The sequence below is a fragment of the Streptococcus sp. oral taxon 431 genome, from assembly GCF_023115445.1.
Lineage (GTDB): Bacteria > Bacillota > Bacilli > Lactobacillales > Streptococcaceae > Streptococcus.
Genome location: NZ_JALDUI010000008.1, coordinates 41,203 through 65,576, shown reverse-complemented (window position 1 = coordinate 65,576; position 24,374 = coordinate 41,203). Strand labels below are relative to the sequence as shown.

The 24,374-nt window shown below is 39.2% G+C and carries 10 protein-coding genes and 3 pseudogenes; 1 reads left to right on the top strand and 12 read right to left on the bottom strand.

Annotated features, from left to right (window positions below):
* Positions 1-66: 66 nt before the first annotated feature.
* The 5 genes and pseudogenes from M1R56_RS05955 to M1R56_RS05935 form a co-directional block, all read right to left on the bottom strand.
* Positions 67-1,074, bottom strand: coding sequence for a sugar transferase (locus tag M1R56_RS05955; RefSeq protein ID WP_248035011.1), 1,008 nt, complete (start codon positions 1,072-1,074; stop codon positions 67-69).
* 46 nt (positions 1,075-1,120) lie between these two features.
* The gene (locus M1R56_RS05950; protein WP_248035009.1) at positions 1,121-2,299 is read right to left on the bottom strand and encodes a glycosyltransferase family 8 protein; all 1,179 of its coding nucleotides are present in this window, start codon (positions 2,297-2,299) and stop codon (positions 1,121-1,123) included.
* A 14-nt stretch (positions 2,300-2,313) separates the two neighbouring features.
* A complete protein-coding gene (locus M1R56_RS05945) occupies positions 2,314-5,556 on the bottom strand; it encodes an SP_1767 family glycosyltransferase (RefSeq protein WP_248035007.1) in 3,243 nt (1,080 codons plus the stop codon).
* 3 nt (positions 5,557-5,559) lie between these two features.
* Positions 5,560-6,438: an acyltransferase gene (locus M1R56_RS05940; protein WP_248035005.1), complete on the bottom strand. Its 879-nt coding sequence runs from the start codon at positions 6,436-6,438 to the stop codon at positions 5,560-5,562.
* Positions 6,428-8,522 (bottom strand): annotated as a pseudogene (locus tag M1R56_RS05935) (glycosyltransferase). Before M1R56_RS05935 ends, M1R56_RS05940 begins: the two are co-directional and overlap by 11 nt.
* Before the next feature lie 757 nt (positions 8,523-9,279).
* Here M1R56_RS05935 and M1R56_RS05930 point away from each other — a divergent pair.
* Positions 9,280-9,660 (top strand): annotated as a pseudogene (locus M1R56_RS05930) (transposase); the annotation flags it as partial.
* Between the two features lie 249 nt (positions 9,661-9,909).
* Here M1R56_RS05930 and M1R56_RS05925 read toward each other — a convergent pair.
* The 7 genes and pseudogenes from M1R56_RS05925 to M1R56_RS05890 all read right to left on the bottom strand — a co-directional run.
* Positions 9,910-15,693 (bottom strand): annotated as a pseudogene (locus tag M1R56_RS05925) (Rib/alpha-like domain-containing protein); the annotation flags it as partial.
* Positions 15,694-19,508: 3,815 nt separating this feature from the next.
* Positions 19,509-20,081 carry a nucleotidyltransferase family protein gene (locus M1R56_RS05915; protein WP_248035004.1) on the bottom strand — a complete coding sequence of 191 codons (573 nt, stop codon included), beginning with the start codon at positions 20,079-20,081 and terminating at the stop codon, positions 19,509-19,511.
* Entirely contained in the window at positions 20,062-21,060 is a 999-nt protein-coding gene (gene ruvB / locus M1R56_RS05910; RefSeq protein WP_282434679.1) for a Holliday junction branch migration DNA helicase RuvB, read from the bottom strand. Before ruvB ends, M1R56_RS05915 begins: the two co-directional genes overlap by 20 nt.
* 1,008 nt (positions 21,061-22,068) lie before the next feature.
* Positions 22,069-22,422 carry a type II toxin-antitoxin system RelE/ParE family toxin gene (locus M1R56_RS05905; RefSeq protein ID WP_248035002.1) on the bottom strand — a complete coding sequence of 118 codons (354 nt, stop codon included), beginning with the start codon at positions 22,420-22,422 and terminating at the stop codon, positions 22,069-22,071.
* Complete coding sequence (locus M1R56_RS05900; protein ID WP_153225285.1) at positions 22,412-22,696, bottom strand: type II toxin-antitoxin system RelB/DinJ family antitoxin; 285 nt, start codon at positions 22,694-22,696, stop codon at positions 22,412-22,414. Before M1R56_RS05900 ends, M1R56_RS05905 begins: the two co-directional genes overlap by 11 nt.
* A gap of 537 nt (positions 22,697-23,233) precedes the next feature.
* Positions 23,234-23,656, bottom strand: a complete 423-nt coding sequence (locus M1R56_RS05895) for a GNAT family N-acetyltransferase (protein ID WP_248035000.1) — start codon at positions 23,654-23,656, stop codon at positions 23,234-23,236.
* Positions 23,657-23,667: 11 nt separating this feature from the next.
* Complete coding sequence (locus M1R56_RS05890; protein WP_248034998.1) at positions 23,668-24,360, bottom strand: GNAT family protein; 693 nt, start codon at positions 24,358-24,360, stop codon at positions 23,668-23,670.
* Between the last annotated feature and the right edge of the window lie 14 nt (positions 24,361-24,374).

The window sequence follows — 24,374 nt, the reverse complement described above, 5'->3', positions numbered from 1 at the left end:
TAATCTTTTGCCAATAATGGCATTCCCTCATCCTAATGGATGAGGGCAATCCATAACTATTCTATTCTAAACATCCAAAACCTGCATCACTGCATCAATCAATAGTTTTTTTGTAAAGTAACCTTGTTTCAAGGCATAACTCACTTTATATACATTTTCAACCATTTGTTGATAAGCTTCTACTGTCGTTCCCTCTACAAGGCGACTGGCTTCTTCCAAACTATCTACTACATAACCTAAGCCTTTTTCCTTTATGAAACTGGCATTTGAGAGATAGGATGGTACTACTACTGGAATTCCTGCTGCAAGATAAGTGCTAACTTTATGAGAGATATTCAAGCGATAGTAATCTGCCTCTTCAGCTGGATTTTCACTTGTTCCCCACACTAAGCCAAAGCCCCCCTCTGACAAAGCAAAAAGCAACTCTGGATCTGTTTTCCACCCTTTAAAGGAAACACTTGGATTATGATTCTCCTGATTAGACTCGGAAAAAATATCGAGTGGGGTTGAGTAAGCCCAGTTGGATAAGTGTTCAAAACGTTCTACACTACCCGCAAAAGATAGTTTTTTCTGAAAAGTAGGCTGTCTCAAAGGATAGTCATGAACATGATCCCACATGCCTTGGATAATAATCTTTTGAACTGTCAATCCTTCCTGAATCAGCCGTTCTTTCATGTTTTCCGAAGGAACAACTACTAGATCTGATTGGTTGTACATCTCAATGTACTCAGGCATTAAGTAATAATTGGATGGAAACATAAGGGGTGGCACGTCATGGATAAAGGTAATGATTTTCGTGTTTAAAATCTTACATTTCCTGATAAAGGCCTGGTCATACTCCCTACCATTCCATGTAGGAGATTGATAAACAACGATATCCCCATAACCCAGCTTAGCTAAAACGCCATCTAAACGGCTATTCAACTCACCTTGACTATCACTATAGATATTATAAAAGTAAAAGCCAAGCTCGTGAAAGTCTAACTTTCTTGCAATTTTAACGGTTTCGTTCTGGGCAATTAAGGCTGTGCTTTGACCAGACATACCGTAAATATTTGTAATATTAATTTTCATTTTGAATCTCTAATTTAGTATTTTTTAAAACAAACCACTCACAAACTTAAAGTTCCTTCAAAAAATCGACCATAGCCTGAGGATTATCATGAGGAAATACTTGATCTACATGATAAGGATTGGCCACATTATCAAACGCTAAAATTGTTTTCTTAGCTTCTTGCACCCATTCTAAAACATCAGGAAATTTAAACTCATGATTGATATCCAGATAAACATCACATTCTTCAATCATTTTCCTGCACATCCACCTCATAACAGTTGGATGCAACTTAATATTCTCATAACTGGCTAGACTTCTGAGAATTTCTCCCATATCCGTAAAAGTTAAAATATGAATATCATACTCAGGTAAATGTTTAATCAGATAATCAATTTGTTCTAATTGCTGACTGCCTGTAATGATCAATGCTTGATATTTAGCTTTTTTCACGACAAGTTCTTCTTGACTATTTATTTGAGACCACTCTAGTTGATTATATTTCCACCAAACTTCACGTAGGCGACCTACCGAATAAGTATTCCAAGGTTTATCGGCAGACAAATAATGAACAATCGCTGGTAATGGAGTCAAAGGCAATTCAAAAATAAAATATTGCCCCCGACTATCAGCCAACTGATCATATCCAATCTGAAAATTATAGGTATCATCTAATAATACATAATTTTCTCCCATCACTAGATTGAGAACTGTTTGATCAGCTTCAAGTAAGTGTTCATGTTCTCTTTCAGTAATGTTAATGAGTTCCTGCTGGATTCCCTTATCCTTCCAATACGCATTATTGATCAGTAACACTCCTGCATTAAATCTGTCTTCTAAACCATATATGATTTTTGCAGCAGCTAGAGGTTTATTGGTTAAATCAATAGAAAATAGATCTGTCAAATCACGTGTAACTACTAAGTCACAATCTAAATATAAAACAATATCTTCTGACACAAAACTCGGTATAAAATAACGAGCAAAGGTCATAAAGTTTATGTGCTGTCCAACAGGTGGTAGACTCCAATTTCGCATATTACCTCCAAACAGCTTGATATCAACTATCTCACTATTTCGGTATGCCATTTTTTCCCTGACGGAGACAAACCACTCTTGGGGAATATCCTGATTAAAAATATAAATCTTGACATCACTATTGTGATAGCAAATAGATTTTAAGGTAGTTTCGATTTGACGAATATAACCGTAATCTCCTGCTAACACAAATACTTTTTTATTCATTCACTACTCCTTGACTATAGCTTCACGATGATAGATGCATCATAAGCCGCATCGGCAACTAGCTGAATTTCTTGATCAAAATTATGCTCTGCGGTATGCTTGTGTGAGAATTTCACTTTTGAAGCTGCTCCCATCTTAAACCACTCATATTCGGAATCAATATGACCTAAATCAATCGCTTGTATGCCTTTTTTGCTTAAGTGATACGCTAAAACCTTGGCTGTAGGTCCAAGCATCAAGAATACTAATTTACCAGCCGCATGCTTTCCAATCGCTTCTTGAATAGCCTCAACTTTACTGTAGGCATTTCTAGAAGGGCAGATGATCCGCTCAACTGACTGAGCATTGTCAAAAAGATCGTTGCCAACTCCTGAACGTGAGTTTTCACCTTCGACGATCAAGATATCTCGTTTATCCCAAAGTTTCTTTAATTTTTCAAAGTGGGCTACCGAAGCAGACTTATCTTTGAGGTCCATATAAGGACGAGATATAAAAGTAGAACCATAGAAACTTGCTGTACAAAATCTATGATAGGCTTCTTTATAATTCTCTAAATGCTTTTGCCAAAAGTTAACAGCTTCAGGATTATAGCGTTCCAAGCCTTCAAAAACATCTGAGAGACAGACCAGTAATTCTGGAGAGCTTTCTAGTTGGATCATACTTCTAAGCTGTTCTGCCAATGTCTCATCGTAGTCTTGATAAGGAATCCCATGTCCCATCATAATATCCATTTCTCCATCTCCATAACGAATAACGGAAGAATGGTGTTCTAGTATATAATCAAGACTCTGCTGGATATCTAGTACCTTTGGGTAGGCTTGCAGCTTTTTTACAGGTAATTCTCCATTTTGACAATAGTTTTCAATAGCTAGAACCATCTCTTCAGGACGCCCTTGGTCATAAAGAAACTGACCTTGGTCACCATGGGCTACACTTTCAAAAGCAAATACTGGTTTTCCAGCTTGTCGGAAACGCCCAATGATCCCATCAACTTCGGATTCAGCATTGATATCCAGTAAAAAGTCACATCCTTCAACCAAGCTATCAATCAAAGCTGGTTGCCCAGCAATATCTGACAAGACAGAGACATTTGGGTAGGCTAGTAGAGCTGTAATACTATCAGCCACCATAACGGGAGCTGCCACATAAAATTTGACATCTGGTAGATGTTCAATTAAGTAGCCCATATTTCTCAAGTCGCTTGAGAAGGTATAGACTAGAGCCGAATGTTGAACCCCTGTGTATTGACTCACCTGTTCTTTTGTCAGACAAGGCGTTACCTGACTCATATCCGACCACTCTTGAGCGTTATAATACCACCAAACATCTCGATAGATGGAGCGTTCATACAATCCCCACGGTTTTCTCTCTGTCAAATAATGAATAATCGGTGGATAAGTCCCAGGTTCTGGTCGATAATCTGAGAAATGTGTGTGCAAGGTAATGCAGTTATATTTAAAGTCCAAAGCCAACCAACGATCTTTAAATAAGAGATTCAAGATACTTTGATCATCTTGAGCAACCTTATCATGCAACTCATTAGTCATTTCAATCAGCTGTTTGCGAACTTCTTCTTGCTTCCAAAGGCGATTATTGATGAGCAAGACACCAGCGTTAAAGCCATGCTCATTAAAATATACTTGAGCCCCCAGATCCTTGACTGCTGCCAATGGATACTCTCCCAGTTCGACATCAAATAGAGGACTTAAGTCTCTTGTGACAACCAAGTCACAATCTAGATATAAGACCTTATCTTCCTCGACAAAATCTGAGATAAAATAACGTAAAAATGTTGCATAGTGAATATTGGTCTTATATTGGCTAATGTGAGAGCTATTGACACGAGCATTGATGATTTCACAGTCTAGCTTCTTCAATTTACGATTGAGATTATAAAACCATTCTGTCGGAAAATCGCTGTTAATCAGATAAAAACGAAGTCCTCGATTATGACAGCAGATTGATTTGATTGTAGTTAACACTTTATCTGCATATTGATAGTTGGCTCCGAATACAATTGCCTTCATATCCATTTTTTCTTTCTTTAACTCTTTAATTGCTTCTATCATTGACTGTGGAGATTGGGAAGAAACTACTGTCTTCTCCAATTGATTTTTATTGGTTGCATCAAAAGTCAATACTGGTCTACCTGCACTGGTATAGCGATTGACGATAAAGTCCATCGAACTTCCCTTATGGATATCCAGATAGGCGTCTGACTTCTCAATCATTTCATCAATCACTGCTCCAACCATGCTGGGATACAAGTAAACATTTGGATATTTATCCAAAGCCATTAGAATCGGACCCATATCTGTATAGGCTCCGATATGGAACCCAACATCAGGCAGAGCTTGGGCTAGTTCATCAATATACAGAAAATCCTGCGAATCTGTGAATGTAAATAGATTGACATTATGAAGGTCATAAACTCTCTTGATGGTAAAACGTCCTGCATAATGGTCAGCAATCTGTTCATAACTAACATCCCGAAATGCCCACCATAAGTCTCGATAACGATAGCCCATCAGAGTAGACCATGGTTTCCGATAGGTCGTATAATGGATGATCAAAGGTTCTTTATCCAACTCAAAGTGTGAATCCCAATGGCTATAGAATGCGATGACATCATGACCAACTTGAAGATTAAAATGCTTATCCAACTCTAGCCAATGATTTTCAAACATCAAATTTAATATAGTCTGAACACCATTAAATCTATCACTGATTGCAAAATCAGGTGAAGATACGTAATCAATTGTCTTATTTATTAATTTAGTAGTGATATCATATTGTTTCCACTTAGAATTATCAATTAATAACATTCCTGAGTTGAAACCAACACCATCTACATCTCGAACAGCAGCAAGATACTTATCACCCAAATCAATATTAAAGAGTAAATCAAGACTACCATTAATAATCAAATCACTATCCAGATAGAGTACTCTCTCCTCTTCAATATAATGAGGAATGAAATAGCGAGCATACGTAATCGCTGAAATATGTTCCTGGGTTTTCCACTCAGAATCAATCTCTTCATCTATACGAATGTCTTCTACAACACTTCCCAATTTCTCCACTTGTACCTTGAGATCATCGAACCAGTCACTAGGAATATTTTGATGGAGAATATAAATTTTAACATTTTGATTGTAATATAGAATAGATTTTATTGTTGTAAGTATCGGGATAAGGTAATTCTTATCTCCCGCAAGAACAACTGCCCTTCTTTCTTCCAAAATATCAAACCCCATTATCTAATCTCCATTTTCATCATTCGCTAGTTGATGACGAATGCTATTAATCATACTCTCTTTATCCTCTAAACTAAAAACTCGGACGTTTTTATCTCTTCTATGGACAACTGTTTCAAAAGAAAATACCGGTTTTCCTATCTCTAAAGCACGACCTACAATATTATCAACCTCTCCCCAATGATTGATATCTAAGTAAATATCTGCTCTATTTAATAAATCTTCGAGAATATCATCATGATGCACATTAGTATAAATATTCACGTTCTCGTAATGATTAAAGCTTTCTAGATAGTCTGAGACATTTGTTTTAGCAGCTATATGAAATGCAACTTCAGGAAGTTCTTGTACAAGATAGTCTAAATGTTCTAAAGTATCTGATGCTGTTAAAGTAAATGCGTGAAACTGATGCTGTTGTCTAGGAGTGATTTTTAAATCCTCTTGAGCAGTGACAACAGAATTAGCTGGGATATCTTTATAAATTAAAGCATTTGCCCCAATGATAACATTATCTCCAATGGTAACACCTTTTAAAATAACAACGTTAGTTCCAATCCAACAATTTTTCCCTATAGTTATCTTATCAGCTTTAAACTGAATTTTTTCAATATGGTAATTAGAGTATTTATGGTTGTGGTCAAAAATTCTCACACCATCACCAAACATAGTATCCTTACCAATTTCAATCTCTTTGCCACAACGAATCGTACAATGATCGTTAAAGAAAACTCTATTTCCTAGTGTCAGCTTAGCATTATTAGACACTTCTAGACTTACAAATGAGCGAAATGTAACATCTGTTCCTAGTTCAATGCTACTAGTAGGAGAAATCTCTATATGATGAAAATCTCCTAATAACTTTACAGAATCTTTAAAATCCATGTTTATCTTCCACTTCTCTTATTTTATTAATCATTTCTTGAACTTGTTCTACTTTATAGATTATCTGTCCAACTTCAGAATATTTTGTATTTTCAAAGGCAAGAATAGGCTTCCCTAATTTTGCAAACTGCTCCATTATTTCTTCATTTTTTTCACCATGATTAATATCTAAAAGAACTTGACTTATCTCAATCAATTCTTGCTCAAGCTCTGATAAATCATTAAATTCAGACAAAATAGTCACATTGGGATTGACAATCCTTTTTGTCAATTGATCACTAACTTTGACTCTAGCAACAATTATAAATTGAATTTCCGGTAAAGCTTGAACTAGAGACTCTAATTGCTCAATACGATCCGAAAAAGTATAAATTAAACAAGTAACAGGTAGTTTTTGAGGATAGATATGAGCCTTTTTAAGCGTATGTAAATGATAGTTTTGTCCTAATTCTGTCCATTCAAGATTATGATAATACCACCAAACATTGCGATAAGCTTGAATACCCAAATTATCCCACGGTTTTCTATTCGAAGGATAATGAATAATACCTGGATAGTCTTGAGATTTTGGTAGTTTATAATCTGTAAATTGCTTATGACTCACAATATAATGATTATCAAAATCCAACTCTAGCCACTTATTTTCAAAAAGTTTATTCAAAACAAGTTGGTCCACCTGATCCGCCTTGTCATGCAGTTTATCAGTTAAATCCATTAATCGTTGAGTCATACTTTCTTGTTTCCAAACAAGATTGTTGATTAGTAATACACCTACATTAAATATTTCTTGATCATAGTACACTTTTCTGCCATAATCACGCACCGCAGCTAATGGATAACCTTGTAAGTCAGTCGCAAATAAATCATCTAGATTTTTCGTAACAACCAAGTCACAGTCCAAATAAAGTGCCTTATCTTCTTTTACAAAATCAGGTATAAAATAACACAGAGAGGCTACATAACTAATATCTGTTTTAAAACGTGATATTTGATCAGATGTTACTCGACAATTGATAATTTCCGAATCAAAGTCCCTTAATCGACCATTCAATTGTATGAACCACTCTTTTGGAAAATCCCTATTGATAATATAAAAACGAACTGAACGATTATGGTAGCAAATAGATTTTATGGTTGTCACAACCTGATCGAGATTCGAAAAATCAGCTGCCAGTACGACGGCTTTTTTGTCTTCTTTACTCTGAGGAAGAAGTCTATCCAATAACATCTTTTTCTCTTTTATGTAGTTTAATTCGTGAGAATTAGCTAAACCTCTATTGTAAGCTTCAGAACTGATATAATCCAAACTCATTTTGTATGCTCGCCTATGCTCCGAAAGTGGATATCCTAACGTTGCCAATAAAGATAATCTCTCTTCAATTATATAAATGGCATCTCTAATCCATTCATCTGTCCAAGTATTGGACAAACTTCCCTCACGCACTCTATATATAGGCTGATTTATTAACATAAACAACTTTTTCAGAATCTAATAAGGCCTTCAAATTAAATAATGCATCTTCTCCAATTCTATTAATTGGAAAACGCAAATTCGCTATTATTTCTTTTTTATAAATTTTCCCCCAGGGTACAATCAAAGCAGACTTTAACAATTCTTTAGAGTCGTATAAACAAGGTATTATAGACTTATTATCATATACTTTTTCATAATAGTCAGTAGAGATGTGGAAATAAAAAACTGAATTAGACTCATTAAAACTAGTATAATTTCCAACTACAATATCTGCTTGATATTCTATCACTTTCTCATATAAAAAATTAACATAGTTTGGTTCCACCCAATCATCCGAATCAACAAAGGTAACATACGTTCCTGTCATTCGATCCAGACCAGCATTTCGCGTATCAGATACACCACTGTTTTCTTTTTCTATATAGATGATACGATCATCCTGTTTTTCATATTCCTGACAGATTTGTCCCGAGTTATCTGTAGAACCATCATTTATAATAATAATTTCCAAGTTTTGATATGTTTGTTCCAAAATACTATCTAAACATTTCTGTAAGTATTTTTCAGCATTATAAACTGGAACAATGACACTAATTAATTCCTTTCCCATACAATCCCACTCCTAATTTTTTTTTCATATCTCTCATACTTTTTTTATGATAAAGACAATGAAAAAGACAACTTCTGCCACCCAATTTATATTGGATATTATAGAAGTTACTTTATACATAGATAGTTATTACATACATTTAATTTTCAACCGCAATATAAACTGAAACTAACTGCCATCGTTTTTCATATCGTGGAAACAACACATATCAACTTAAAGAAGTAGTTATAGAACTTCCTTATGACGATAATCTCTAAGTAATTGAAACAGATTTCTATCATAAATCCTTTATATCTCGATTATCACTTTATATCATCTTTAAACCAAAATCATTATTTCTATGGTTTTATTTCAACTAATATTTAATAATCTAATTCTCCTGAGATTTTTCTTATATCATAAAAAGCAATAAATGTTCTAAACAATACAAAGATTTTAAAATGAAAAACTCTACTATATATTATACCATTTTTATGCACTTTCATAAAGTGAGATAACCCTAAGAACCTTATTTTTTCTAACTCTGGCAAAGAATATTGAATTTCAATTGCTTTACGAATAGACAAAAGTTCAATTAGTGGCTCTATAATTTCTGTAGTGGGTAAATCCCCTATGGATCTTATGGAGCCTATTTTTGTGTAGAAAAAAAGTCCCATAAGATCTATAATGAAAAGCAACAAAACAACTCATTAGAAAGATCCATATGGAACAATTACATTTTATCACAAAACTCCTTGATATTAAAGACCCAAACATCAAGATTCTAGACAAGCTTTTGAGCTATTCAGAAGACTTGAAACACCACTACAATGTCTATCAGCTCTTACTTTTTCACTTTCAGAATAAGGAACCAGACAATTTTTTCGGACTTATTGAGGACAATCTAAAGCAGGATCATCCTATTTTTCAGACTGTCTTTCAGACTGTCTTTAAGACATTTCTCAAGGACAAAGAGAAAATAGTCAACGCCCTTCAATTACCCTATTCCAACGCAAAATTGGAAGCGACCAATAATCTCATCAAACTTATCAAACGAAATGCCTTTGGTTTTAGAAACTTTGACAACTTTAAGAAACGAATTTTCATCGCTCTGAATATAAAAATGGAGAGGACAACGATTGTCCTCTCCAGATGTTAGCTTTTTATTCAACCCACTACAGTTAACAAACATACTAAGATTAGTAGTGAGAAAATCTCCGACGGGAGAGAGTACTCACTACTTTTTCTTTATGTTAAAGTAGAGGTGTCTTGTAAAGTCGTAGGGCTCTTGGGCGCTAGACGTCGCTTGACAAACTGGCAAGAGCCTATTTTAAAACTAAAAAACCTGAAAGTTATATCTTTCAGGTTTTTTGATCGAATTAATCAACTAATAGAATCGTTAGAAGATTTATTCTTCATCATCACGTTTACGACGTTTAGCTACTAAACCTAATCCTGTTAGACCTGCTACAACTCCAAGGAGAGCATTTGTAGCTGAAGCCGTTGTTCCAGTATTTGGAAGTTGCTTACGAGTCTTAGTTGTATTAGTTTGAGCAGATTGACTAGTTGAAGTCGAATGAATCATGGATGCACTTGTTGACGCTGATTCAGACGCTGATGTTGACGCGCTTGTGCTTGCTGACTCAGATGCTGAGGTCGATGCACTTGTTGACGCTGATTCAGATGCTGAGGTCGATGCACTTGTTGATGCTGATTCAGATGCACTTGTTGATGCTGACTCTGACGCTGAGGTCGATGCACTTGTTGACGCTGACTCAGATGCTGATGTGCTTGCACTTGTGCTTGCTGATTCAGACGCTGATGCCGATGCACTTGTTGACGCTGATTCAGACGCTGATGTTGACGCGCTTGTGCTTGCTGATTCAGATGCTGATGTCGATGCACTTGTGCTTGCTGATTCAGACGCTGAGGTCGATGCACTTATTGATGCTGATTCAGATGCTGATGTGCTTGCACTTGTACTTGCTGATTCAGATGCTGATGTGCTTGCACTTGTTGATGCGCTTGTGCTTGCTGACTCAGAGGCTGATGTCGATGCACTTGTTGACGCTGACTCAGATGCTGATGTCGATGCACTTGTTGATGCTGATTCAGACGCTGATGTCGATGCACTTGTTGATGCTGATTCAGATGCTGATGTACTTGCACTTGTTGATGCCGATTCAGACGCTGATGTCGATGCACTTGTTGATGCTGATTCAGACGCTGAGGTTGACGTGCTTGTGCTTGCTGACTCAGACGCTGAGGTCGATGCACTTGTTGATGCTGATTCAGACGCTGAGGTCGATGCACTTGTTGACGCTGATTCAGATGCTGATGTACTTGCACTTGTTGATGCTGATTCAGATGCTGATGTCGATGCACTTGTTGATGCTGATTCAGACGCTGAGGTCGATGCACTTGTGCTTGCTGAGGTCGATGCACTTGTGCTTGCTGATTCAGACGCTGATGTTGACGCGCTTGTTGACGCTGACGCTGATGTTGACGCACTTGTGCTTGCTGATTCAGACGCTGATGTTGACACACTTGTGCTTGCTGACTCAGATGCTGATGTCGATGCACTTGTTGATGCTGACTCAGATGCTGATGTGCTTGCACTTGTTGATGCTGACTCTGACGCTGATGTTGATGCGCTTGTTGATGCTGACTCAGATGCTGATGTCGATGCACTTGTTGATGCTGACTCAGATGCTGATGTCGATGCACTTGTTGATGCTGATGTCGATGCACTTGTTGATGCCGATTCAGACGCTGATGTCGATGCACTTGTTGATGCTGATTCAGACGCTGATGTCGATGCACTTGTTGACGCTGATTCAGACGCTGATGTCGATGCACTTGTTGATGCTGATTCAGATGCTGATGTTGACGCGCTTGTGCTTGCTGATTCAGATGCTGATGTTGATGCACTTGTTGATGCTGATTCAGATGCTGATGTCGATGCACTTGTTGATGCTGATTCAGATGCTGATGTCGATGCACTTGTTGATGCTGACTCAGATGCTGATGTGCTTGCACTTGTTGACGCTGATTCAGACGCTGATGTTGATGCACTTGTGCTTGCTGACTCTGAAGCAGACGTTGATGCGCTTGTGCTTGCTGATTCAGATGCTGATGTGCTTGCACTTGTTGACGCTGATTCAGATGCTGAGGTCGATGCACTTGTTGATGCTGACTCAGATGCTGAGGTCGATGCACTTGTTGACGCTGACTCAGATGCTGAGGTCGACGCACTTGTTGACGCTGATTCAGATGCTGATGTGCTTGCACTTGTGCTTGCTGATTCTGATGCTGATGTTGATGCGCTTGTGCTTGCTGATTCAGATGCTGATGTTGACGCGCTTGTGCTTGCTGACTCTGACGCTGATGTTGACGCGCTTGTTGACGCTGACTCTGATGCTGATGTACTTGCACTTGTGCTTGCTGATTCAGATGCTGATGTCGATGCACTTGTTGACGCTGACTCAGATGCTGAGGTCGATGCACTTGTTGATGCTGATTCAGATGCTGATGTACTTGCACTTGTGCTTGCTGATTCAGATGCTGATGTGCTTGCACTTGTTGACGCGCTTGTGCTTGCTGACTCAGATGCTGAGGTGCTTGCACTTGTTGATGCTGATTCAGATGCTGATGTCGATGCACTTGTACTTGCTGACTCAGATGCTGATGTCGATGCACTTGTTGATGCTGACTCAGATGCTGAGGTCGATGCACTTGTTGATGCTGACTCAGATGCTGAGGTCGATGCACTTGTGCTTGCTGATTCAGACGCTGATGTTGATGCGCTTGTGCTTGCTGATTCAGATGCTGATGTGCTTGCACTTGTTGATGCTGACTCAGATGCTGATGTTGACGCGCTTGTTGACGCTGACTCAGATGCTGATGTGCTTGCACTTGTGCTTGCTGATTCAGATGCTGATGTTGACGCGCTTGTGCTTGCTGATTCAGACGCTGATGTTGATGCGCTTGTGCTTGCTGATTCAGATGCTGAGGTCGATGCACTTGTTGACGCTGATTCAGATGCTGATGTGCTTGCACTTGTTGACGCTGATTCAGATGCTGATGTTGACGCGCTTGTGCTTGCTGACTCAGATGCTGATGTGCTTGCACTTGTTGACGCTGACTCAGATGCTGATGTTGATGCACTTGTGCTTGCTGATTCAGATGCTGAGGTGCTTGCACTTGTTGACGCTGATTCAGATGCTGATGTCGACGCGCTTGTTGAAGCTGACTCAGATGCTGAGGTGCTTGCACTTGTTGACGCTGATTCAGATGCGCTTGTTGACGCTGATTCAGACGCTGATGTGCTTGCACTTGTGCTTGCTGATTCTGACGCTGATGTTGATGCGCTTGTGCTTGCTGATTCAGATGCTGAGGTGCTTGCACTTGTTGACGCTGATTCAGATGCTGAGGTCGACGCGCTTGTTGACGCTGATGTCGATGCACTTGTTGATGCTGACTCAGATGCTGATGTCGATGCACTTGTTGACGCTGACGTGCTAGCCGACGTACTTGCGCTTGTGCTTGCTGACTCAGAGGCTGATGTTGACGCGCTTGTTGATGCTGACTCTGACGCTGATGTCGATGCACTTGTTGATGCTGACTCAGAAGCCGATGTGCTTGCTGACTCTGACGCACTTGTTGACGCTGATTCAGATGCTGATGTCGATGCACTTGTTGACGCTGACTCAGAGGCTGAGGTTGACGCGCTTGTTGATGCTGATGTACTTGCTGACGTACTTGCACTTATTGACGCTGACGTGCTAGCCGACGTACTTGCGCTTGTTGAAGCGGACGTGCTTGCTGACGTACTTGCACTTGTTGAAGCCGATGTGCTTGCTGAAGCACTTGCGCTCGTTGATGCCGATATGCTTGCTGAAGTACTTGCGCTTGTTGAAGCGGACGTGCTTGCTGAAGTACTTGCACTTGTTGAAGCCGATGTGCTTGCTGAAGTACTTGCGCTCGTTGATGCCGATATGCTTGCTGAAGTACTTGCGCTTGTTGAAGCGGACGTACTTGCTGACGTGCTTGCGCTTGTTGAAGCGGACGTACTTGCTGACGTGCTTGCGCTTGTTGAAGCGGACGTACTTGCTGAGGTGCTTGCGCTCGTTGATGCCGACGTACTTGCACTTATTGAAGCAGATGTACTTGCTGAGGTACTTGCACTTGTTGACGCTGACGTACTTGCACTTGTTGAAGCAGATGTACTTGCTGATGTGCTTGCACTTCTAGAATCTGAATCAGATAATTTTGGTTTAAATATATCCGTCGTGTTATCGTCATATGTGACTATAACATTCCCGTTATTATCCACTGCATAAGATTTGACTTGTTTTGCATTCTTATTCGCTTCTTTAATTTCTTTAAGAATCTTCGCTCGATCTTGCTCCGTAGGATTTGTTACATTTGATACCTGGATAACTGTTGGTACAACAGGAGTATACTTCTCACTCAATGGTGCTTGTCGAATGATATATTTCTCAGCAGTTGTGTTATTAGAAAGGTCTCTAACTCTAGCAAATCGTGTCCAAGTATTTGGTGTTTCATCATTATCCGGAGTTGCAGTACTAGTATAATCTTTTCTTGGATTAAAAATTTGATTAGGATTATAAATTCCATCAGTAGTCAACTGATGAGTATATGGTTTAGCTAGAGATGCTTCGACAGGATCATTTGTTTTTTGGATAGCTACTCCTCCTGTAGCATAATCATCAACAATCTTTGTTGTAATCCAGCGCTCCTGCTCACTTGTTTCATTATTCCAAGCTTCGATATTTTTAACTTTTCCACTGTTATCTGAAGTTTGGACAATGACACGGAATTTATCCCCTGCATAAATTTTGTAAATCTTATCAGAATTATGTGGGAATCTAGGTGCTTCTACCCAAGAATTTGTATCCTCATCAAACACTTCAACCTTGACAGTAACATTAGGCTGTTCAGTTTCCTTGGTAATCGTCTTCGTCGTTGTAGCTGATTCCAAGGTTTCATTTGCACCAGTGCTAGGATTTGTAAAGACCTTGCTTTGTTTAACAGTTACATCGCCTGTTGGAAGAAGACCATTGTTGCCGTCGTATGCGTCTTGCAGTTTTGCAGGTTCAAAGGTTACGCTTGTTTCATTATCTTTAGCTCTCTTCTCGAATGTATGCCCTGCTAAAGTCAAGGTTACAAGAGCTCCAGGTGTGACATTGGTCACAACAATTGAACGATTTGGCAAACCACCTGTTTCGTTGGTAGAAGCAACTGAGATAACCGGTGCTTGTGGATTAACCTTAATAGTCACATCAACCGTTCTACTATTAGCAGTTCCGCTGTAAGATCCTTGTGGAAGAGTGATTCTTACTTTTCGTGTATAAACTCCTGCGTTTTCCAGCATAGCATCATCAGGAGCCTGATCCCAACTAAAGGTAGTTCCTGTTGGGAAGGATACACTTTCGTTCGAATTTTTAAGTGCCTCTCCTGGATTTTTAATAATCTCTGCTAATGGAGTCTTATTTGCCACAGTTGTAACGTACTCCTGTTTAGCTACAGGATCAACAACTGTATAATCAAAGTTTGTCTGACTTGTCAAGGCTGGATTGCTTGTTGAAACATCCCCAAAACGTCCTTTTGGATATGTGGCAATTAGCGTATAGGTTGTACTATGGCTCTCAGCTTCTGAACCCGTAGTATGCCAAATTGCGCCAAACGGCTGTGTTCCAACAGGGGTTGTAATTTCGTTACCTTGATTATTTATTTTATACTTATAAGACCATGTTGTCCCTGACAGACTTGAATCCCCCAAATTTGTATATTGTTGGATTGTTCCACCGATATTATTAGCCCAGTCTCCGCCAGTAACTTTATCATTACCTTGATCTGACTTAAAGGCATAGAATTTACCTTTTACACCATTATAAGTTTTAACTTCAACTTTTGGATAAACAGTATAGTTAACTGTTACATCATCAGTCGAGCCATCAGAATAAGTAACCCGTGCAACTGCACTTTTTGTCCCAGCAGATGTGTTGTCAATGCGACTAACCCATGAAACAGTCGTTCCTTGAGGGAGCTGTCCTCCACCATCAAGCTGGACAAAGTTCGTAGCATCGTTTAAATCCGTTGCCGTTTCACCAGTATAGGTATAAATAGTCGATGCCTTCGCTACAGCAGTATATTTATCAGTCTGGCTTTTGATTACAAATTTGACATAACCATTGTCGGTTATACCGTTTTTTGCATGGTTACTATCAGAGGTGTTTTGGTCATCTGTTGCCATTAAATAGCGTTCAAATGATGCTAACGGTACATTTTTTGCTAGAGTGCCTGTAAGGGTAATCTTTGCATCGGTTTGATTCGTTAAGCTAGCGATCGGATTTGAACGAGTAATTCCAGTATATCCTGCATAGTTTGTACCATTAGTACTGTCAGCTGTACCTTGCATTTCAAACTTCAATGAAGAAATCTTGCCAGAATCATCAGTTGCTCTAAAGGTTACATTAACTTCTTCCCCACGGTATAGATAGATTTCCTTAGTTGTAGCATTATCATAATGAATCTCCAGTTTTGGACGTTCATTAACTGTAACAGATCGAGAAATAGTATTTCTTGTTAAATCCTTATAAATAATCGTTGCAGTTCCATCGTTTGCAACTTGAATATCTTTGATACGGTGTATTGCCTGATTATTTTTAGCATAGATGGCAGTCTTGACAGCTGCCTTTTCATCATCTGTTAAGCTATCTTTATTTGCTACAGGTGTAAAGTCAGGATTTATTACTTTAAGACGGTCTTTCAGTTGTCCTTGAGTGATACGAACATTACCAGTTCCTGTTGTGACATTTCGATTATTTACTTGGTCGGTAGCAACCGCATTTCGTTGCCAAGTATTTCCTGACTTCCACTCCAAATCATCCCTAAGATGGGCCTTTACAACGATATGAGCTGGACTGCTCTCAGTAGCATTGATATCGCCACTATTTAGATGGTCAACCACACCTTTACCATACTCATCTCCTGTATCATTATCACCTTGGAAGAAGTTGGTTGTTAAAGCAGGTCGATTAGCGTCCGCTTTGGAGATAATCTTAAACTCTTTTAGTTTCCCGCTATTATCATACGCTGTGAAATCAACTGTAAAGTCATCACCAGCATAGACGATGTGTTCCTTCCCACGGCTAGGGTCTGGGCTCTCTGTTGCTTGGATGGTCTGGCCATCACGCGTCACTGTAACACCAGGCACAGGAGGTACCGTTTCAGCTCTTACGCTAGCTCGAACGACATCCACAGTGTTATCACGATAAGTAATAGTGATTTCACCCGTATTAGACACCGTTATTTCGTGATTACCTTCAGAATTTTTCTTGTAATCAGAACTGTTGAGGATAGTGGCATTTTTACTATTGTTCCTAAAGTTTTCAAGAATTTGAGCTCTCTCAGTCTCGCTCAAAGATGACGGATTGTTAACCGTAACAGTATCACCACTCACAGGCTCGTTACGTTCATTGAAGCCTTTGATATGGAGAGTCATATGTGCCGTATCTGTTTGTCCGTCAGTATCTGTTACAACATATTCAATAATATGCGCACCAGTAGCATAGGGCTCCCATGCTCCATTGTGTCGACCAAGCGTACCTTGTATATTTACCGTATAACTCTTTGGATAACCAGCAAACCTACCATTCTGATAAACACCGAAATCCCCGACGACACCTCTTGCATTTCTTGGATAATTAGGTGCAGTTAAGCCAGTGATGATTGTATTATTAGGTCCTGCAGCTAATGTTCTCAACCCCTTGTCATCACTCATCGGCATGTTGATTGTGGCAATAGAGTCATCATTATAATAAGTGACATCTGTAGGCAAACTAATGGTAGGCGGCTTAGATGTTGCACGGTTATTACCTGCTTCACCAGTCGTAACGGTTGAGCTCATTGAGCTACTATAATTCCCAGAATTGCTGGCGCTTGTAAACGGTTGACTGCTTGTCGCCACTTGAGCATTCAAAGTAGCTGCGTTAGAACGATTGTTTACCGTCGCATACACCAATATAGTCGCTTCAAGGTTTCTATTCAAATCATGGCGCTTATTGAATACATACTCATTACCAGAACCACCACGTTTTTCCATTGGTTGTCCATTGAAAAGAACACGAGTGATGGTTGTGTTTCTATCCACCTGCGCGATCAGACCTGCGTAATTAAGCGGACTCTGCGAATGCATTTTGATTTTCCAGACAACCTCACGATTAGAACTTGAATAACTACCTTGTTCAAGTTGAGCTGTGGTGTGATTGTTTACCGCAATCGGAGAAATACCTCGGAGATTTTCTCCCGTTGCCATTGGTTGTCCATTACGGCTATCACGTTGGCCAGAGGTTGCACGTGAAACCGCATTGGCGATAGAGTTGCGAGCTGAAGTAGCTGTCTTGACAACTGTTCCTAGGTCAGCGTTTGGATCCTTGAGAGTAGACTCAATCTCAGCAATAGCAGATTTCACCTTAAGAATGGCTGAGCTTGTATCTGGAAGGTCCACGGCTTTAGCCAGGTATTCTCCCATTTCTGCTGAAAGGGCTGCCAGTTTCTTACGGTCTTCTGCTTGCTTTTTAGCGCTTGTTTCTGCTGTCGTTGTCGCAGCAAGAGTCGCTGTAGTCGTAGCTGTCAGACTCGCATTTTGACTTGTAAAGTTTTCTGCTGTTGAAAGAGCACTAGAAAGATTAGGATTGACCTGAGCATCGCTAGCGTCTACTGTAGCTCTTGATACTCTGTCGTTACTGATAGTGTTTTCGCTAGAAACCCTTTGTGAACCTTCTACATGCGAAGTCTCAGAGTGAGAACTGCTTGCAACAGTTGAAGCACTATCTGATGTTGAAGCAGAATCGTTCAATGAAGACGAGGTGCTAGCTGAAGTTGAAGATGAAACACTGGTGCTCGTGCTAGCTGAGGTCGAAGCACTTACGGACTCAGATAGACTTGTTGAGACTGAGGTCGAGGCACTTGTAGAATCTGATAGCGAGATGCTCTCACTGATAGAGTTAGATGTTGAAACAGACGTTTGCTGCTCCTCATCCTTATTGACAGTTCCCAAAACAACCTGATCAGAATTCACTAGATTGTCAGTACCATCCACGACTTTCTCTACAGCCAGCTGTTCATTGGCATGGACTTGCGTATGAGTGGCAACTCCACCACCAACAACAGCCCCCGCGGCAGCTATCCCCTTGAGGACATCTATCCCGGTTAAAGAAGTTGAGACACGATCTTCCACAACTTCAGTTGTCACCTGAGCAGTATCAATACCACCACGAAGAACCTTAAATAGCCCGAATAAAGACGTTGAGGCACGCAACCAATGTTTCCCTGACTTAATCAGTTTGTATCTAGTTACACGATCGGTTTCTCGATACTCTCCTTCTTGACGTCTAAAAAACATGTTTTTTTCTCCTTGAGTTCATTTTTTATAAAAAACTAAACACCAAAACATTCTTAAGATACACAGCCATGTTACATGGATATTTTCTCTTTTTCACCCTGACAAGCAATGGTATACTCTTAAAAAATTTTGATATAAAGCTCAATCTATAACACCTTATTATAGCACATTAGAGCCTGCTTTGTCCAAAGATTTGTATAAAAAATATATTAACACAAATGACTTGTTGTTTTGTAGATTTTACCTGAATTTAAGATTCTTTTTTTATCCAAAAATCATCTATTTACCTTTAAAAAATCAAATATTATTGTAAAAAATCAGTAGGATGAAATAAAATATAAACAAATTGACCAGAAAGAAAAGTCAGATCAATTTCTAGCAATGTTTTAAAATCCGTAGCGTACTATTCTAGGTTCAATCTACTATATATCGAATCATCGCTCCATCAAAAAAAGCCGCCTGATTGGGCGACTTAATTTTTTTATAGGGAGATTATTATGAAAAAGTTTTAGGAGTATAAGTTAAGGTCTTTTTAACTTATGAGATAAGTATACAACTCCTATCTTAAAGTTTCCTTAAGTATTTTTAACTGTAAGATTTTTCCATTTTTCTCGCCAATTTTTCTTGGATAAACGCTTTTGATAGAGCTTCATTCGATCTTGATTTTCTAAGAAATGAGGAGTTGGACGAACTTGAAAGTTCAAAATATCCTCCAAACCATAAGGGGTAAAGAGCTCTAAAGTTGCGTCAGCTTGCAAGCGAAGCCCTACTGCCGTACAACGTTCAGGATACTTACTCATGGCATCGCAGGAATTTCTATACGGAGGTGTGTGGGGACTATGCTGATGCATATAGACTTGATTTTTCAACTCCCACTGATACTGGGGAAAGTCCTCTCTCAACTTGCTTTCTATAGCCAGCGTATCTTCATAACTCACATCTGGGTCAAAGAAAATCACATCCACATCCGTTTCACGGTCAAAGGCTGGCTTATCTGACAAGAGATTCCAGATAAAATTTCGGACCGAACCAGCTGCCAACCAGGAATCTTTCAACCCCATGTCACGGATGATGGTCAGAATAGCCATCATGTCAGGATTTTCTCTAAAAGAATCTAAAATTTCAGCCTTATTTTTCAATATATTCATACCCCAAATGCTCATAAGCCTTGGCTGTCGCGACCCGTCCTGAACGAGTTCGCATGATAAAGCCTTTCTGGATCAGGTAAGGTTCATACATATCCTCTACCGTCTCACGCTCTTCAGCGATATTTACAGAAAGAGTTCCTAGACCGACAGGACCCCCACCGTACATCTCAATCATGGTACGAAGGATTTTCTGGTCTACATAGTCCAAGCCTTCATGGTCTACATCCAGCATGGTCAAGGCCTTATCCGTAATCACATCATCAATCAAGCCATCGCCCATTATCTGGGCAAAATCGCGCACGCGCTTGAGGAGACGATTGGCAATACGAGGGGTCCCACGACTACGCAAGGACAACTCAGATGCTGCCTCATGTGTGATTTCCATCTCAAAAATATCTGCCGTCCGCTCGACTATTTCTGTCAAGTCATCATGGGCATAATACTCCATGTGACCAGTAATCCCAAAACGTGCACGAAGAGGATTTGACAGCATTCCTGCTCGTGTCGTCGCACCAATCAAGGTAAAAGGTGGTAATTCTAGATGGACACTGCGACTACCTTCCCCCGCACCAATCATGATGTCGATGTAGAAGTCTTCCATAGCACTGTAAAGCACCTCTTCCACCGACATAGGCAAGCGATGAATCTCGTCAATAAAAAGAACATCTCCTGGCTCCAAATCATTCAAAATCGCTACCAAATCACCGGCTTTTTCGATAACGGGACCAGATGTTTGTTTGAGATTGACTCCCAGTTCATTGGCAATGACAAAAGCCATGGTTGTTTTCCCGAGACCTGGAGGGCCAAACAAAAGAACATGGTCCAGCGCCTCATCACGCATTTTTGCTGCTTCGATAAAGATTTGCAGCTGATCCTTGACCTTGTCCTGACCGATATATTCACGTAAATATTGGGGGCGGAGGGTACGTTCTACCAACTCCTCATCACCCATGATTTCATTATCTAAAATTCTACTCATGTTCCTATTATAGCAAAAATCCAGCCCACAAACAAAAAAGCCACCGAATTTGGTGGCTCCCGAGTTTAGATATAATATTCTACGGCACTGCTACACCGCCTGCGAAATGAGGTGAAATAGCCCATAATGGAACTAGTACTCAAAACTATCATCGGACCAATTGTGGTCGGTGTCGTTCTTCGCATATACTCAATGAAAACCAAAGAGCAAACTAGGAAGCTAGCCGCAGGTTGCTCAAAGCACAGCTTTGAGGTTGCAGATAAGACTGACGAAGTCAGTCACATATATACGGCAAGGTGAAGCTGACGTGGTTTGAATTTGATTTTCGAAGAGTATTAGTCGATAAATGGCTAAACAAGGATAAATAGTGTCAAAAAGACCCCAAGATTAATCTGGAAGTTAGCTTGGGGTCTTTTCTAGCCTATGATATAGAACTAATCCTTAATTCCTCTCCATTATCGCACAGTTCACGATTTTTGTCAAAGTTTTACTCCCTTGTCCAATAAGACTTTCAACATTAAGAGAACCTTAGGAATTATCAAAGAAAACAAAAGATTACATCACTATCAATGAACATGGGCGCTCATCAACTCAAATTAGTCAAACCAACATTTTAATCCATTAAATGAAACGACAGACTTTCATATGATGTACCACTTCCTCACATTATTTCACGAGTTCCAACCTAGCAGTTCGGTCAGGCACTAGGTCATACAAAGATCTATATGACAGATCGTTATAACCAAGTTGAGGATAACTCGCTGAAACGACTACAGACCTATTTCTTAGTCATATTCGCTAAAAAGTCCCCGCCAATTCCCCGACCAAAATCCGAAAATTATTTTTAGGAAATTCCCAAAAAGCCTGAAATAGAGCCAAAAAACTCCACCAGTTCCGGTGGAGTTAAGGGAGATTATTATGAAAAAAAAGTTTAGGATTTTTTATTAAATAAAGTTAGGAGGTCTTTATTTAATAGCTAAATGATACAAGACAAGACTTAAAGTTAGCTTAAGATTTTGAACTTTTTTTATTGTCTTTTTGTAGCAAGGTGACATAGTCACTCTTGGTGTGAAATAAATGGGAGAGAAAAACAGTCTTTTGTGTCTGATCAATAAAGTAAAGCAAAACGTATTGATCTATAATTTTTCCTCGTGTAGGATACTTACTATTAATCTTTACACCGATTTTCACATCAGCATCAAAACCAGCCTCAGGAAAGACTTCTAAACTTTTTAAACCATCTAAAATTTTTGTCACAGTATTTTTAGCAGATTGAGGGGATAAAAGTACCGTAGCTATATATTCGTGTATATTGTTGATAGCTTGTTCAACTTCTTTTGAAAGAATCACTTTATAAGCCATAGCGTGCCCTCACATTGTCTAGGGAAGTTCCTTCACCTGCCTCATATTCTCTCAAGGCACGTTCAGATTGGGCTTGTAATTCAGCAATTAACTGCTCTCTATGCAAATCTTCGGCCGTCTTAATAGGCAAATCTTGCTCTAGGACTATTTGCTCTACAAATAAAGAAATAGCATCTGTCATTGTCATGCCCTTTTCCTTGATAATATTTCGAGCTTGTTCCATAGTAGCTTCATTCAGTTTAAAATTGTATTGTTTCGATATGCTTATAGCCATGATATATCTCCAATCTATACGTTATAGATTGATTATATACTAGATATAGATTTTCATCAAGAAAAAGTATTTTTCCATAGTCTTACTTCCTCACAAAATACTATATTGTTACACGAGATTTCCTCGACAATCTTCTTTTTGAAAAATTTAATTGTTTCATATTTCGATACCTTTTGATAAAACCACGATAAATCAGATACTTTTTATCAGGATCACAAGTAGGTCATTAAAAAGTTTAATAACACCAATTTTAAAGGCATCAAGTTTCTAAACAATAGAAGATACGACGATCTTTGTATTATATGGATATCCGCGTTACCCTTGACACGAACTTTTACTTTTGTTCAAAACAACGAATACCAATGAAATATCTCTGAAAGTCACATAACAAAAAAGCCACCGAATTTGGTGACTTCTTTAGGGAGATTATTATGAAAAAGAAAAGTTTAGGATTTTTTATTAAATAAAGTTAGGAGGTCTTTATTTAATAAGTATATGATAAACAAGAATACTTAAAGTTAACTTAAGTGAAAAGATTTATTGTAATTTTTTTCTGTCCACCCAAATCATACCCGTACACTGAAAACTAGATAAGGTTTCAAAACCTAAGGAACGATAAAATCCAAGAGTCTTTTCTGACTCATCTGTCGCTAGTTGTACTTGGTAGGCATCCTTATAATCAGCTAGAGCTTGCTTCATCAAGGCGCTACCAATCCCTTGGCGCTGATAGCTTGGCAAAACAATCAAATCCTGGACAAAAACCGAAGAAAAACCGTCTCCAATCAAGCGAACTAGACCAACGATTTCCTCACCATAACGCGCTAGATAAATGGCCAGTGAATGAGATAAAGCTCGGGACAACATTTGGGGCTGATTTGTATAATTTGTCCAACCAACTGCCTGGTAGAGATGCAAAACATCATCAAGTGAAACAGATGTTTCTTTTGTAATCTTAATCATAGCAAACCTTCCTAACATTCTCGTAGAGATTTAATCTGTTGTCCATTTTCATCAAAATTATCTTGCTTCAACCACGATTCAAAACGAGCTTTAACCCTTGGCCAGTCCTTATCAATCATAGACATCCAGTCCGTATCCCTAGTACGCCCTTTATAAATAACAGCTTGGCGAAAGGTGCCTTCGTAGATAAAACCCAAACGTTCTGCTGCTTTTCTAGAAGGTAGATTTAGTGCATCACATTTCCACTCATAACGGCGATAGTTAAGCTCTTCAAAGACATAACGAGCAAGCAAATAGTGGGCTTCTGTTCCCATCCTGGTCTGTTTGAGAGACGGAGAAAAGGTCACCGCGCCAACTTCAATGGTGCGATTGGCTTGATCAATACGCATGAGAGAAAAAGTCCCCAACACCTTTCCAGTCACTTTATCGATAATCGCATAATAGAAACGATCCTTACGCTCAAGCATTTGCTTCAAAGCTACGATTAATTCTTCGAGATTTTCTACTGGCTCCTGAAAGAGATAGGTCCACATATCACGAGGGCTATCTGGACCATAAACAGCCAGCAAATCCTCCGCATGCTTTTCCACCGAAAGAGCTTCTAGAATCGTATACTTTCCTTCTATCCGTACAAGCGAGGGTAAAACTCCAGGTGTATTATCTACAGGTTCACCAATTATCTGACCATATTCATTTACTGGCATAGTATTCTCCTTAT

Coding starts and splice junctions, on each gene's coding strand:
- M1R56_RS05955 (WP_248035011.1), bottom strand. CDS start 1,074: ATGAAAATTAATATTACAAATATTTACGGTATGTCTGGTCAAAGCACA.
- M1R56_RS05945 (WP_248035007.1), bottom strand. CDS start 5,556: ATGGGGTTTGATATTTTGGAAGAAAGAAGGGCAGTTGTTCTTGCGGGA.
- M1R56_RS05895 (WP_248035000.1), bottom strand. CDS start 23,656: ATGATTAAGATTACAAAAGAAACATCTGTTTCACTTGATGATGTTTTG.
- M1R56_RS05940 (WP_248035005.1), bottom strand. CDS start 6,438: ATGGATTTTAAAGATTCTGTAAAGTTATTAGGAGATTTTCATCATATA.
- M1R56_RS05890 (WP_248034998.1), bottom strand. CDS start 24,360: ATGCCAGTAAATGAATATGGTCAGATAATTGGTGAACCTGTAGATAAT.
- ruvB (WP_282434679.1), bottom strand. CDS start 21,060: ATGAGTAGAATTTTAGATAATGAAATCATGGGTGATGAGGAGTTGGTA.
- M1R56_RS05905 (WP_248035002.1), bottom strand. CDS start 22,422: ATGGCTTATAAAGTGATTCTTTCAAAAGAAGTTGAACAAGCTATCAAC.
- M1R56_RS05950 (WP_248035009.1), bottom strand. CDS start 2,299: ATGAATAAAAAAGTATTTGTGTTAGCAGGAGATTACGGTTATATTCGT.
- M1R56_RS05915 (WP_248035004.1), bottom strand. CDS start 20,081: ATGAATATATTGAAAAATAAGGCTGAAATTTTAGATTCTTTTAGAGAA.
- M1R56_RS05900 (WP_153225285.1), bottom strand. CDS start 22,696: ATGGCTATAAGCATATCGAAACAATACAATTTTAAACTGAATGAAGCT.